Genomic DNA, 13,177 nt, shown 5'->3' with positions numbered 1-13,177 from the left:
TCCTTCTAAAGCTAAAAAATAACGCGGCGCGTCTCCGGCTTTAGCCCCCAATTTGAGACATACGTCTCACGGTTGGCAGATGGGACGGTTCGTCCCCCTGGAGCGCTTTCGCCATTTCATGGCTTTCGGGCTTTACATCCAATGCTTTATAAAATAACTCCCTGATAGCCTGGTCATCCCCGATCAGCGGCCTCACGTTAAACTCGTGGGACCAGTACAAGCACGGCTTGATGTTACCGTCCGCCGTCAGCCGCAGCCGGTTGCAGGAAGCGCAGAAATGGTCGCTCACCGGATGTATGAGGCCGAATGACCCTTTAGCTCCCGCGATCCGGTAATTTTGAGAAGGACCGTTCCCTTTTACGGACTGTATCTCTTCCACTTTCCACCCGCGTTCGGAACACCTGTCCAACACGGACGAAAGAGGAACATACCGGAGTTTCCAGGTATCATCCTGATGCCCTATCGGCATATATTCGATAAAACGCACCTGTATGTCCTTATCGACCGTCATTTGCAGGAAATCGTCGATTTCGTCGTCGTTCAGTCCCTGCATAAGTACGACATTCAGCTTTACGGGATACAGCCCGACCCGCTGGGCAGCCTCTATTCCCGCCATCACACGGGTAACGTCTCCGCCCCTTGTAATAAGCTTAAAACGGTCCGGACGAAGAGAATCGAGACTGATATTAATCCGCGTCAGTCCGGCTTCTCTTAACCGCTCGGCCTGCTGGGCGAAAAAAACGGCATTCGTCGTCAAAGCGATATCTTCGATGCCCGGGACAGCCGCCAGCTGCCGGATCAGCACATACAAATCTCTTCGGACAAGCGGCTCGCCGCCCGTAATCCTCAGTTTGCGCACTCCCATCCCCGCCAATACCCGGACAACTTCCGTAATCTCGTCATAATTCAGCAGACGCTCATCCGGTTCGAAGGTCATCCCTTCCTCCGGCATGCAGTAGACACAGCGCAAATTGCAGCGGTCGGTAACCGAAATGCGCAAGTAATCGTGAATGCGGTTAAATTTATCTTTTAGTATACCGGAAGATGTCATTCCTTCACCCCGCCGCTTTGCGTAGGATCCGTCAAATCCTCCGCTTCAGCAAGCTTTTTCTCAAAAGATCCTCTCCAGCTTTCCGCGAGCGCTTCGTTCGCCAAAATTATCCGGATACCGGGAATATTGTTCTTATCGTGATATTTGCATGTATTTACAAACTCAACCGTTAAACCCTGAGCATGTTTCGTCACCAGTCTAAAGACAGGGTTTTCGGGAATAATGCCTTCTTTCAGCACACGGAAGTAGAAGCCGGTATAGCCCGTATCCTGCAGCTTTACGGGGAGTTTTACATCCGAATAACGGACACTAAGCTTAAAACAAGGACGTCTCGGCTGCGAAACCTGAACCAAGGCTTCTCCCAACTCATAAATATCCCCGATACATATCTCTTCTTCTTTAAGACCGCTTACCGTGATATTTTCTCCGAATGCTCCGAAAGAAAGAGGTTGCCCCAGTTCCTTTTCCCAGTAATCATAATGGTCCGCACTGTATACGCAAAGCGCTTTGTCGGGGCCTCCGTGGACTTTCAGATCCGCTTGGCCGTCTCCCTCAAGCTGTGTTTTCGACAAAAACAAGGGCTGATTAACCGGCTCTTTGTAAATACCAGTTTCCACTTCTTTTCCCTGATACACGATTTTCTTCGGTTTTCCTACGTTTATGGAAACGATCCGAGGCGTCACGGGAACACTCCTCTCCCTTCTTTTTTTATCCACTATACCAAAGAATGACGGAGGAAGTCTTCTCCCCATAAAAAAATCTCCTGCAAAAACCTCAAAAGGTTCCGCAAGAGATGCTTATTCAACCGCCTAGCTTAATTTTACGGTACGTATCTATAAAGGACAAAACGTCCACTCTTTTTCCTTTTTTCTTGGCTACGCTGGCCATGGACAGCAGCGTTGTCCAAAACTCATTCAAAACTTGTGCTTCCTCGGTCAACTCTTGCTTGTTTCGGCGTGGAAGTTCACCGCGTGCTTCGTCAGAGATCAGCATTTGAACCTGCTTCCGCTTCCACTCGTCTCCCTTTACATACGTGACGCCGATCTCACGCAGCTTCTTCCGTACGGAGGTAACCGGGCGGGCAAGTTCCTTGGCAATTACCGATGGAGGGCATTCTTTGGAAAGCATACAGAGTCTTTCCATCTCCTGTGTCGACCAAGATTTTTTCGCCATACACACATCATCCCCGTTCATTTGTCGTATTCGTTGTGACCAACGTTCCGGTAACTAAAGGATAGCAATAAATTGTTAAAGAAGTTTTAGGAAAATGTAATGCTGCCCCCTTAAAAGGAAAAAGACATTCGAAGTAAGTAAAAATGTGGCAGAAATCTCTATTATATAAGCCTTTTTTAGTTATAAAAAAAGAAGCTTTTCAAATAAATGAAAAGCTTCTTTTACAACTTTAAACAATTTTCCAAATAGCACCATTTAATTTCAATAAATTTTCTTAACAATTTCTCCATCATTAATGACAAGTGTTTAGACACCCAGCGTACGCCCAACCGGTTTGCCTTCTTCGACTTTAGCTTCCGCGACTACTTTATTAGACAAAGTGCCTATTTTTTCGATTTCGACACTCAGTTGATCCCCGTCCTTCAGATAGATACGCTTTTCCCGCGGATAGCCTATTATCACCCCTTCAGGCGTCCCGGTAAGAATGATATCACCAGGCAAAAGCGTCATATGCCGCGAAATGTAACTGACCAGTTCCTCCACCTTGAAAATCATATCCGCTGTCGTCGAGCTTTGACGCTGCTCTCCATTGACGAGAGAGCGGATCTTCAGCTCGTTCGGGTTCCCGATCTCATCTCCCGTGACGATGTACGGGCCTAACGGAAGAAAACCATCGCAAGATTTACCCAGCAGCCACTGGTTGGTCCTTCTTTGTAAATCTCGCGCAGACAAGTCGTTTCCGCAGGTGTAGCCGAAGATATATTTCGCTGCCTCTTCCTTCGACACATCTTTCGCTTTTTGACCGATGACGATCACCAGCTCAGCTTCGTAATCCAGCTCGGAAGTTACGTTAGGCAGGGAAACATCGCATTTATGCCCGGTCAGAGCATTATTGAATTTATTAAACAGCACGGGGTGCTCCGGAACCGGAGATTTTGTCTCTTCCGCATGCTTCTGATAGTTCAAACCTACACAAATGATTTTACCAGGCTCCGTTACGCAGGGCGCGAACACTAAGGGAGACTCCTCTAACAGATAAGGCTCATTTTCGGAAGTGCCCGGAAGATCACCGATAAGCTTTTGCAAAGACTGAATCGCCTCCGGCCCTCCCTTAATAACTTGACCCATATGGGTAGGCACACTGCCTTCCTCGTAACCCTTCATATTTTTTAATGCTTCGGCAACGTCCAGAACACCTTGTTCCAGTCTGATGCCTAGCCTCGGTCCATGTTCCCCTAGAAAAGTAAGCAGTTTCATGGATAATCCTCCTCCTATAAGCACACTTGTTTGTTATCGAATCTGTCTTAAACATTATTCGCTATCCTCTTTATTACCCCTCCCCAAATTTCCACAAACATTGCCGAAGCCTATAAGCAAGTCGGAACAATTCGTATGCGTGGCTTATTATCCTTATTCCAGCCGCCATCACTGGCCCACAACCGCTTTTGCTTTAATGGTGCATAGGGTTTTATCTCTCTTACCAAGTCTTTTCTATTACCTATACGTGTGCTCTTCCTGGCTAAAAAACGATGAAGAAAATTCATTTTAAAATATCTTGTCGAGGAGTTTCATTCCATCGTTAAACGGGTATTATCTTAGATGGGCGTTTTTGCATGATTCGCGTGATTTTCTTAAATTACATGGTAATATGTCAAAAATTTCCGGGGAAATAATTTAGGGATATGACAAAGTGATCTAGGGGGGAGATCCCTTTTAACTCCCCTGCCTTCCAGACTAAGCGGACTATGAGAATCATATACAACCTTTCCGATTATAAGACTCTTCAGAGTCTTTTTTTAAAACACCAAAACTGAACCATTTTTTCTCTTTGGTATGATTTCTTCGCCGGAAGACATCAAATGCACAAGAAATTTCGAGACATTCCGAGGCTCTCTGCGGCTTAAAATTTATTACTAAATCTTCTAAGCATTTGTCGTTATCCTCAAGGATGACTAAAGAGGAAATTAAAGAGCAAGATAGCAATAAGACATTTCCTTTCCGTAGGGATCACCCATCCGGCAATAAACTCTAGACGCCTGTCATACAACCAACTGCTCATTCCTTGCAATTAGGCCTCAACTTTTGTTAAGAAGCTGTTTGCATGTTCTGGCCGTTCTGAAGCCAAGTCCGTACCATTTGCTGAATGATGTTCCTTGTTTAAAACAAACTTTTTTGTATTTAAGGAGTATCAATACTTAGAACAGCTGCTTAACTGTTCCAACTTGCGTGCATCAGCATTTTTTTCATACATATAAAGAATTCTACTAACTAAGGAGAGATGCGTTATGTTTACAACTATCCATGGCTTGAAAACTTTTTATGAAGAACGGGGAAGCGGTCCGGCCGTCTTACTTCTTCATGGCTTCCCTCTGGACCATCGGATGTGGCAGGAACAGATTGCGGCGTTAGAATCGAACTACAGGGTCATTGCTCCCGACCTTAGAGGTTTTGGCCAATCAGAGCCTCACAAGGACCTGATTACGCTGGAGCATATGGCAGATGAACTTCTGCTTCTTCTGGACCAACTCCAAGTGGAAAAAGCGGTTCTTGCCGGTTTCTCCATGGGCGGGTATGTAGCGTTTAATCTCCTTCGAAAAGCACCGGATCGTTTCAATGGACTTATACTGGCGAATACACGCCCGGATGCCGACCCTCTGGAAGGACAAATCAACCGGATGAAAATGGCGGCTTCCCTTCTTGAACAGGGTCCCCAAGCAGCATCAAAAGCCATGATCCCTAAACTTCTATCCGAAGGAGAAGGCTCCGCACTAGCCGGCGAACTACAAGATCAGATTGACGGAATGAATCCATTGGGACTTGTCCACGCATCTTTAGCCATGGCTTTCAGGAAAGACTCTACGGAGCTTCTGCCTACCATACAAGCCCCTACCCTTGTCATCGGTGGTGAAAAGGATTCGATCACACCCCCGGCGATCATGAAAAAAATGGCCGATTCCATTCCGAATGCAACCTATACCGAAATTAAAAATTCCGCTCATCTTACCGTTCGGGAACATCCGGATCAAGTAAACAAAGCGATTACGGATTACTTAAGCCATCTTCATTCTTAACAACGAAGAAAGACAGGGAGCCTACTGTACATAACTGTACAAAAGCCCTCTGTCTTTTCTTTCTGTATTTAAACCTTTACATAAATTCTATATTATGAAAGGAAAAAGCCCGACTCCAGTAAAACTGGAACCAGGCTTTTATGATGCCGGTGAAGGGACTTGAACCCCCACTCCCTTGCGAGAAACGGATTTTGAGTCCGTCGCGTCTGCCATTCCGCCACACCGGCTTGTATGGCGTGCCCTAAGAGATTCGAACTCCTGACCTTTTGATTCGTAGTCAAACGCTCTATCCAGCTGAGCTAAGGGCACAAATTTATTTAGCACTTTTGGTGCCGAAGACCAGACTTGAACTGGTACGGTAGTCACCTACCGCAGGATTTTAAGTCCTGTGCGTCTGCCGATTCCGCCACTCCGGCAAAGAATGGTGGAGGCGCCACCCAGACTCGAACTGGGGGTAAAGCTTTTGCAGAGCTCTGCCTTACCACTTGGCTATGGCGCCTTATTATAATGGAGCGGAAGACGGGAATCGAACCCGCGACCCTCGCCTTGGCAAGGCGATGCTCTACCGCTGAGCCACTTCCGCATATCATACTGGGGGTATAGGATTTGAACCTATGCATGACGGAGTCAAAGTCCGTTGCCTTACCGCTTGGCTAACCCCCAACATCTTGCAATTGTCAGTGAGTATTAAGTGGGGCGGACGAGGGGAATTGAACCCCCGAATGTCGGATCCACAAACCGATGCGTTAACCACTTCGCCACGACCGCCATATAAGGTTTTAAAGCTAATTGGCAGGGGCAGCAGGAATTGAACCCACACTAACGGTTTTGGAGACCGCTGTTCTACCTTTAAACTATGCCCCTAAAACTGGTGGAGGCTGATGGATTCGAACCACCGAACTCGTAAGAGAACAGATTTACAGTCTGCTGCGTTTGGCCACTTCGCTAAGCCTCCAGGAATGGTGCCGTCGAGAGGACTTGAACCCCCAACCTACTGATTACAAGTCAGTTGCTCTACCAATTGAGCTACAACGGCATATGTAATTATCAATGGTGGCTCGGGACGGAATCGAACCGCCGACACGAGGATTTTCAGTCCTCTGCTCTACCGACTGAGCTACCGAGCCTTATTATGTTCTTAAAATCCATTTGTATACAGAGATAAAAATGGCGGAGCTGACGGGATTCGAACCCGCGGTCTCCTGCGTGACAGGCAGGCATGTTAGGCCTCTACACCACAGCTCCAAGTATTGCGGGGGCAGGATTTGAACCTGCGGCCTTCGGGTTATGAGCCCGACGAGCTACCGGGCTGCTCCACCCCGCGTCAGTAAAAACTTATATGGTGGACGCTGACGGGATCGAACCGCCGACCCTCTGCTTGTAAGGCAGATGCTCTCCCAGCTGAGCTAAGCGTCCATAGATTTACATTATAATCATAATTATTAATCTTGTCAAAGGTAAAATTATGATGGTGACCCGTAGGGGATTCGAACCCCTGTTACCTCCGTGAAAGGGAGGTGTCTTAACCCCTTGACCAACGGGCCATATATAGATGGCGGAGAGAGAGGGATTCGAACCCTCGAGACGATTTCTCGCCTACACGATTTCCAATCGTGCTCCTTCGACCACTCGGACACCTCTCCATATGGCTCCCCGAACAGGACTCGAACCTGTGACAACTCGATTAACAGTCGAGTGCTCTACCAACTGAGCTATCAGGGAATAAAACTATCAGGGTTGCTCCCTGAAAACTAGCAGCGAAACGTGCAGTCGATCCATCCAAAGATCTTGTGGTGCATATGCTTCCGATGTCAGACACTAACGTGTGCTCGTCGCGTATGCTTTCGATGCGGCCTTTCCTGTCGGAAAAGCCTTGTGGTCAAGCCCTCGACCGATTAGTATTGGTCAGCTCCACACATTGCTGTGCTTCCACCTCCAACCTATCTACCTCGTCGTCTTCAAGGGGTCTTACTAATTGGGAAATCTCATCTTGAGGGGGGCTTCACGCTTAGATGCTTTCAGCGCTTATCCCTTCCGTACATAGCTACCCAGCTATGCCTCTGGCGAGACAACTGGTACACCAGCGGTACGTCCATCCCGGTCCTCTCGTACTAAGGACAGCTCCTCTCAAATTTCCTGCGCCCGCGACAGATAGGGACCGAACTGTCTCACGACGTTCTGAACCCAGCTCGCGTACCGCTTTAATGGGCGAACAGCCCAACCCTTGGGACCTACTTCAGCCCCAGGATGCGATGAGCCGACATCGAGGTGCCAAACCTCCCCGTCGATGTGGACTCTTGGGGGAGATAAGCCTGTTATCCCCAGGGTAGCTTTTATCCGTTGAGCGATGGCCCTTCCATGCGGTACCACCGGATCACTAAGCCCGACTTTCGTCCCTGCTCGACCTGTATGTCTCGCAGTCAAGCTCCCTTATGCCTTTGCACTCTTCGAATGATTTCCAACCATTCTGAGGGAACCTTGGGGCGCCTCCGTTACTCTTTAGGAGGCGACCGCCCCAGTCAAACTGCCCACCTGACACGGTCCCTCTACCGGTTAACGGTAGTAGGTTAGAACTCCGATACGATCAGGGTGGTATCCCAACGGCGCCTCCACCCAAGCTGGCGCTCAGGCTTCAAAGGCTCCCACCTATCCTGTACAGATCGTACCAAAGTCCAATATCAAGCTGCAGTAAAGCTCCATGGGGTCTTTCCGTCTTGTCGCGGGTAACCTGCATCTTCACAGGTATTAAAATTTCACCGGATCTCTCGTTGAGACAGCGCCCAAGTCGTTACGCCATTCGTGCGGGTCAGAATTTACCTGACAAGGAATTTCGCTACCTTAGGACCGTTATAGTTACGGCCGCCGTTTACTGGGGCTTCGGTTCACAGCTTCGGATTGCTCCTAACCGCTCCCCTTAACCTTCCAGCACCGGGCAGGCGTCAGCCCATATACTTCGCCTTGCGGCTTCGCATAGACCTGTGTTTTTGCTAAACAGTCGCTTGGGCCTTTTCACTGCGGCCCCCTCGTGCTATTCACACTACCGGGGCACCCCTTCTCCCGAAGTTACGGGGTCATTTTGCCGAGTTCCTTAACGAGAGTTCTTCCGCGCGCCTTAGAATTCTCTTCTCGCCCACCTGTGTCGGTTTGCGGTACGGGCACCTTCGCCTGGCTAGAAGCTTTTCTCGGCAGTGTGAGATCAAGACCTTCGCTACTGTAATTTTCGCTCCCCATCACAGCCCAGCCTTCACGATGTGCGGATTTGCCTACACATCAGCCTCACTGCTTGGACGGACATCCATCAGTCCGCGTCCCTACCCTGCTGCGTCACTCCATTGCTCGTAACGGCTTACGGTGGTACAGGAATTTCAACCTGTTGTCCTTCGACTACGCCTTTCGGCCTCGCCTTAGGTCCCGACTTACCCTGAGCGGACGAACCTTCCTCAGGAACCCTTAGGCTTTCGGCGGATCAGATTCTCACTGATCTTTTCGTTACTCATACCGGCATTCTCACTTCTGTACAGTCCAGCAGTCCTCACGATCTACCTTCACTCCGTACAGAACGCTCCCCTACCCATGCACACAAGGTGCAAGTCATAGCTTCGGTGGTGTGTTTAGCCCCGTTACATTTTCGGCGCAGAGTCACTCGACCAGTGAGCTATTACGCACTCTTTAAATGGTGGCTGCTTCTAAGCCAACATCCTGGTTGTCTGTGCAACTCCACATCCTTTCCCACTTAACACACACTTGGGGACCTTAGCTGATGATCTGGGCTGTTTCCCTCTTGACAATGGATCTTAGCACTCACTGTCTGACTCCCGGGGTAATGTCTGTGGCATTCAGAGTTTGACTGGACTTGGTAACCCTTGGCGGGCCCCGCACCCAATCAGTGCTTTACCTCCACGACACATCCCCCGAGGCTAGCCCTAAAGCTATTTCGGGGAGAACCAGCTATCTCCGAGTTCGATTGGAATTTCTCCGCTACCCCCACCTCATCCCCGAATTTTTCAACATTCGTGGGTTCGGGCCTCCAGTGCGTGTTACCGCACCTTCACCCTGGACAGGGGTAGATCACACGGTTTCGGGTCTACGCCTGCATACTCATTCGCCCTATTCAGACTCGCTTTCGCTGCGGCTCCGCCTCTTCAGCTTAACCTCGCATGCAAACGTAACTCGCCGGTTCATTCTACAAAAGGCACGCCATCACCCATTAACGGGCTCTGACTTCTTGTAGGCACACGGTTTCAGGTTCTTTTTCACTCCCCTCCCGGGGTGCTTTTCACCTTTCCCTCACGGTACTGCTTCACTATCGGTCGCTAGGGAGTATTTAGCCTTGGCAGATGGTCCTGCCGGATTCCGACGGGGTTTCACGTGTCCCGCCGTACTCAGGATCCGTCTAGGCATACGTTCACTTTCGGCTACAGGGCTGTTACCTCTTCCAGCGGACCTTTCCAGATCACTTCACCTAATGAACTTTTGCCACATTGACGTCCTACAACCCCAAGGAGCAAGCTCCTTGGTTTGGGCTAATCCGCGTTCGCTCGCCGCTACTGACGGAATCACTATTGTTTTCTTTTCCTCCAGGTACTTAGATGTTTCAGTTCCCTGGGTGTGCCTCCAATGCAGCTATGTATTCACTGCATGGTAACTGCGCATTACCACAGCTGGGTTCCCCCATTCGGACATCCCCGGATCAAAGCCTGCTTACGGCTCCCCGAGGCATTTCGTCGTTCGCCACGTCCTTCTTCGGCTCCTAGCGCCTAGGCATCCTCCGTGTGCCCTTATTAGCTTGACCAGTGCTTGTCATATGCCGATTCGCGCTAGCAAGCAAGCTTGCCAAATCGCTCATCCGCCATATAACTTCGCTTTACATCAAACCAAAAGGTTTTGGATGATTCTAGTTACATGTTTCGCTATCTAGTTTTCAAGGATCAACGTTTGAAAAGAGAAGGAAATTCTCCTTTCAAAACTGACAACGAGTGATTGAAGGTTGAAGGCTATGCCTTCTTGACTGGGTCCGTTTCAGGACCCGAGTCTCCATAGAAAGGAGGTGATCCAGCCGCACCTTCCGATACGGCTACCTTGTTACGACTTCACCCCAATCATCTACCCCACCTTCGGCGGCTGGCCCCTTGCGGTTACCTCACCGACTTCGGGTGTTGTAAACTCTCGTGGTGTGACGGGCGGTGTGTACAAGACCCGGGAACGTATTCACCGCGGCATGCTGATCCGCGATTACTAGCAATTCCGACTTCATGCAGGCGAGTTGCAGCCTGCAATCCGAACTGAGACCGGCTTTTCTAGGATTGGCTCCAGATCGCTCCTTCGCTTCCCGTTGTACCGGCCATTGTAGTACGTGTGTAGCCCAGGTCATAAGGGGCATGATGATTTGACGTCATCCCCGCCTTCCTCCGGTTTGTCACCGGCAGTCAACTTAGAGTGCCCAGCTTAACCTGCTGGCAACTAAGTTCAAGGGTTGCGCTCGTTGCGGGACTTAACCCAACATCTCACGACACGAGCTGACGACAACCATGCACCACCTGTCACCTCTGTCCCGAAGGAAAGGCTTATCTCTAAGCCGATCAGAGGGATGTCAAGACCTGGTAAGGTTCTTCGCGTTGCTTCGAATTAAACCACATACTCCACTGCTTGTGCGGGTCCCCGTCAATTCCTTTGAGTTTCACTCTTGCGAGCGTACTCCCCAGGCGGCATGCTTACTGTGTTAACTTCGGCACCAAGGGTATCGAAACCCCTAACACCTAGCATGCATCGTTTACGGCGTGGACTACCAGGGTATCTAATCCTGTTTGCTCCCCACGCTTTCGCGCCTCAGCGTCAGTTACAGGCCAGAAAGTCGCCTTCGCCACTGGTGTTCCTCCACATCTCTACGCATTTCACCGCTACACGTGGAATTCCACTTTCCTCTCCTGCACTCCAGTCTCCCAGTTTCCGGTGCGAACCGAGGTTGAGCCTCGGGATTAAACACCAGACTTAAAAAACCGCCTGCGCGCGCTTTACGCCCAATAATTCCGGACAACGCTTGCCCCCTACGTATTACCGCGGCTGCTGGCACGTAGTTAGCCGGGGCTTTCTTCTCAGGTACCGTCACCCAAAGAGCAGTTACTCTCCTTGGCGTTCTTCCCTGGCAACAGAGCTTTACGATCCGAAAACCTTCATCACTCACGCGGCGTTGCTCCGTCAGACTTGCGTCCATTGCGGAAGATTCCCTACTGCTGCCTCCCGTAGGAGTCTGGGCCGTGTCTCAGTCCCAGTGTGGCCGTTCACCCTCTCAGGTCGGCTACGCATCGTCGCCTTGGTGAGCCGTCACCTCACCAACTAGCTAATGCGCCGCAGGCCCATCCGTAAGCCACAGATTGCTCCGTGTTTCACGATCCCTCCATGCGGAGAAACCGATTATCCGGTCTTAGCTACCGTTTCCGGTAGTTATCCCGATCTTACAGGCAGGTTGCCTACGTGTTACTCACCCGTCCGCCGCTAACTCTCAGAGAAGCAAGCTTCTCATCAAGTCCGCTCGACTTGCATGTATTAGGCACGCCGCCAGCGTTCGTCCTGAGCCAGGATCAAACTCTCCGATAAAGTTGTGCCGACCCTAAGGCCAGCGGTTTATCTCAAGCTGATTAAGCTCAAAAATTCGTTGCTGACGAGAATTTCTTCTCATTTAATGTCTCAATTACTTGAGACGCTTCAATCACTCGTTGTTCAGTTTTCAAAGGACAATTTGTAAGTTTCTATCGTACTTTGTCGCTTTGCCTCGTTTGGCGGCGACTTGACTACTATACCACATTTGGACTTAGTAATGCAAGTACTTTTTTTCAAGCGCTCCGTTCGTTGTTAGCGGCTTGTCCTTTGTTAGCAACTTGCCTTCCGAAGGGGCGAAAATTAATTTACCATGAAACCTATTATGAAGTCAACCCTTTTGCACATTGGAAAAACATTACTGATCCTATCGCCTTATTTATCAAGGGTTTTGAAGCTTCAAAAAAGAAAAAGACAGCCTTTAAGGGCCGCCTGACTTCCTCAACCCGTTTCGGTTGAAGTTAATTTTTGAACAACGTATACCGTAGCAAGAGCTGTGAACATTCCGCGTCCGCAGGAACAGCCACTTCTTTGACCAATGTTTTTTTGACGAGTTTATTAAGAAGCTGCTGAAGATTGTTTCCCAGAATTTTAATCTCGGGCTGCTCCAGAAGTTCATCTGCACTCCACGGCTCCGGCCTCGAGTCCAGACGCTGGATGAGCGGCTTGCAGCAGCGCTCCATTTTGGACATGACCGAAAATTCGCATGCCAGAAGGACAAGCTGGATTCTTTGTTTCAGCGTTTCCTTGCTCGTGGTCAGCTCTTCATACAATTTGTATACGCCGCTGTTTATTGGACGGACTTGATTCCAGACCGCTTCCTGGACAGTTTCCCCTTCTTCGATGATGACAATGCGCGCCCAGTGTTTCAAAGCTTCCAGCACGTTCTGGTAAGCGTCGAGCAGGTGTTCCTCGAGTATGTAGGATTTGCTCTTCAAATACTTGTTCAGAAAAAGCGAGAATTCCGACAGCAGCTGACGGTCGCGCAGCTCTTCCGGCAGAGAATGCGTACGCTCCCGAGAGTCTTCCAAGTACAATTGACGATCCAATTGGATCTCCCCTTTCAAAAGACCGTTAACGATATTCGATCTAATCGCTGCAGCAGCCCTGTTCAAGTACGGACGAATTCAACCATCTTCCTTGTATACGATGATTGTCTTCTATATAATGATGTATGGAGTTGTAAGTGTCCGGATGATTGGTAGTAAACCAGCAGAAGGATCGCACATCCTTCTGTGATGAAAGCAACCTGCTGCGGATAGCGAAACGAATTACCACGCTGTAACGG

The 13,177-nt window shown here is 49.5% G+C and carries 6 protein-coding genes, 17 tRNA genes and 2 rRNA genes; 1 reads left to right on the top strand and 24 read right to left on the bottom strand.

The features are described from left to right. Positions 1–40 precede the first annotated feature (40 nt). The 4 genes from moaA to AC2TF6_RS05725 all read right to left on the bottom strand — a co-directional run bounded on the left by moaA (position 41) and on the right by AC2TF6_RS05725 (position 3,481). Positions 41–1,051, bottom strand: coding sequence for a GTP 3',8-cyclase MoaA (moaA, locus tag AC2TF6_RS05740; protein ID WP_491310271.1), 1,011 nt, complete (start codon positions 1,049–1,051; stop codon positions 41–43). Next, positions 1,048–1,734 carry an MOSC domain-containing protein gene (locus AC2TF6_RS05735; protein ID WP_491310270.1) on the bottom strand — a complete coding sequence of 229 codons (687 nt, stop codon included), beginning with the start codon at positions 1,732–1,734 and terminating at the stop codon, positions 1,048–1,050. The genes moaA and AC2TF6_RS05735 overlap by 4 nt, the downstream gene beginning before the upstream one ends. Positions 1,735–1,852: 118 nt before the next feature. Next, the gene (locus AC2TF6_RS05730) at positions 1,853–2,224 is read right to left on the bottom strand and encodes a hypothetical protein (protein ID WP_016423567.1); all 372 of its coding nucleotides are present in this window, start codon (positions 2,222–2,224) and stop codon (positions 1,853–1,855) included. 306 nt (positions 2,225–2,530) lie between these two features. Next, a complete protein-coding gene (locus AC2TF6_RS05725) occupies positions 2,531–3,481 on the bottom strand; it encodes a fumarylacetoacetate hydrolase family protein (RefSeq protein WP_491310269.1) in 951 nt (316 codons plus the stop codon). Between the two features lie 1,028 nt (positions 3,482–4,509). Here AC2TF6_RS05725 and AC2TF6_RS05720 point away from each other — a divergent pair. After that, entirely contained in the window at positions 4,510–5,295 is a 786-nt protein-coding gene (locus tag AC2TF6_RS05720) for an alpha/beta fold hydrolase (protein ID WP_491310268.1), read from the top strand. A gap of 144 nt (positions 5,296–5,439) precedes the next feature. Here AC2TF6_RS05720 and AC2TF6_RS05715 read toward each other — a convergent pair. The 20 genes from AC2TF6_RS05715 to AC2TF6_RS05620 all read right to left on the bottom strand — a co-directional run bounded on the left by AC2TF6_RS05715 (position 5,440) and on the right by AC2TF6_RS05620 (position 12,938). Further along, positions 5,440–5,522: transfer RNA gene (locus AC2TF6_RS05715), tRNA-Leu, on the bottom strand. A 5-nt stretch (positions 5,523–5,527) separates the two neighbouring features. Further along, positions 5,528–5,604: transfer RNA gene (locus tag AC2TF6_RS05710), tRNA-Arg, on the bottom strand. Positions 5,605–5,622: 18 nt separating this feature from the next. Then, positions 5,623–5,711 (bottom strand) — tRNA-Leu (locus AC2TF6_RS05705). Positions 5,712–5,720: 9 nt separating this feature from the next. Continuing rightward, positions 5,721–5,794, bottom strand: a tRNA-Cys gene (locus AC2TF6_RS05700). Between the two features lie 9 nt (positions 5,795–5,803). Next, positions 5,804–5,878: transfer RNA gene (locus AC2TF6_RS05695), tRNA-Gly, on the bottom strand. Between the two features lie 8 nt (positions 5,879–5,886). Then, positions 5,887–5,958, bottom strand: a tRNA-Gln gene (locus AC2TF6_RS05690). Positions 5,959–5,987: 29 nt separating this feature from the next. After that, positions 5,988–6,063 (bottom strand) — tRNA-His (locus AC2TF6_RS05685). Positions 6,064–6,085: 22 nt separating this feature from the next. After that, a tRNA-Trp gene (locus AC2TF6_RS05680) sits at positions 6,086–6,159 on the bottom strand. Positions 6,160–6,164: 5 nt separating this feature from the next. After that, positions 6,165–6,250, bottom strand: a tRNA-Tyr gene (locus AC2TF6_RS05675). A gap of 5 nt (positions 6,251–6,255) precedes the next feature. Then, positions 6,256–6,331: transfer RNA gene (locus AC2TF6_RS05670), tRNA-Thr, on the bottom strand. A gap of 15 nt (positions 6,332–6,346) precedes the next feature. Continuing rightward, a tRNA-Phe gene (locus AC2TF6_RS05665) sits at positions 6,347–6,422 on the bottom strand. Positions 6,423–6,463: 41 nt separating this feature from the next. Beyond that, positions 6,464–6,540: transfer RNA gene (locus AC2TF6_RS05660), tRNA-Asp, on the bottom strand. A gap of 5 nt (positions 6,541–6,545) precedes the next feature. After that, positions 6,546–6,619: transfer RNA gene (locus tag AC2TF6_RS05655), tRNA-Met, on the bottom strand. A gap of 16 nt (positions 6,620–6,635) precedes the next feature. Continuing rightward, positions 6,636–6,711: transfer RNA gene (locus tag AC2TF6_RS05650), tRNA-Val, on the bottom strand. Positions 6,712–6,764: 53 nt separating this feature from the next. Further along, positions 6,765–6,839: transfer RNA gene (locus tag AC2TF6_RS05645), tRNA-Glu, on the bottom strand. Between the two features lie 9 nt (positions 6,840–6,848). Next, a tRNA-Ser gene (locus tag AC2TF6_RS05640) sits at positions 6,849–6,938 on the bottom strand. A 3-nt stretch (positions 6,939–6,941) separates the two neighbouring features. After that, positions 6,942–7,017, bottom strand: a tRNA-Asn gene (locus tag AC2TF6_RS05635). A gap of 153 nt (positions 7,018–7,170) precedes the next feature. After that, positions 7,171–10,087 (bottom strand): 23S ribosomal RNA (locus AC2TF6_RS05630). A gap of 248 nt (positions 10,088–10,335) precedes the next feature. Next, positions 10,336–11,889, bottom strand: a 16S ribosomal RNA gene (locus tag AC2TF6_RS05625). The 16S and 23S rRNA genes sit together here with 17 tRNA genes alongside, the layout of an rRNA operon. A 461-nt stretch (positions 11,890–12,350) precedes the next feature. After that, positions 12,351–12,938, bottom strand: coding sequence for a hypothetical protein (locus AC2TF6_RS05620; RefSeq protein ID WP_491310267.1), 588 nt, complete (start codon positions 12,936–12,938; stop codon positions 12,351–12,353). Positions 12,939–13,177 lie beyond the last annotated feature (239 nt).

The sequence above is a fragment of the Paenibacillus sp. JNUCC 35 genome, assembly GCF_058269095.1.
This window is presented reverse-complemented; position numbering and strand designations above follow the sequence as displayed.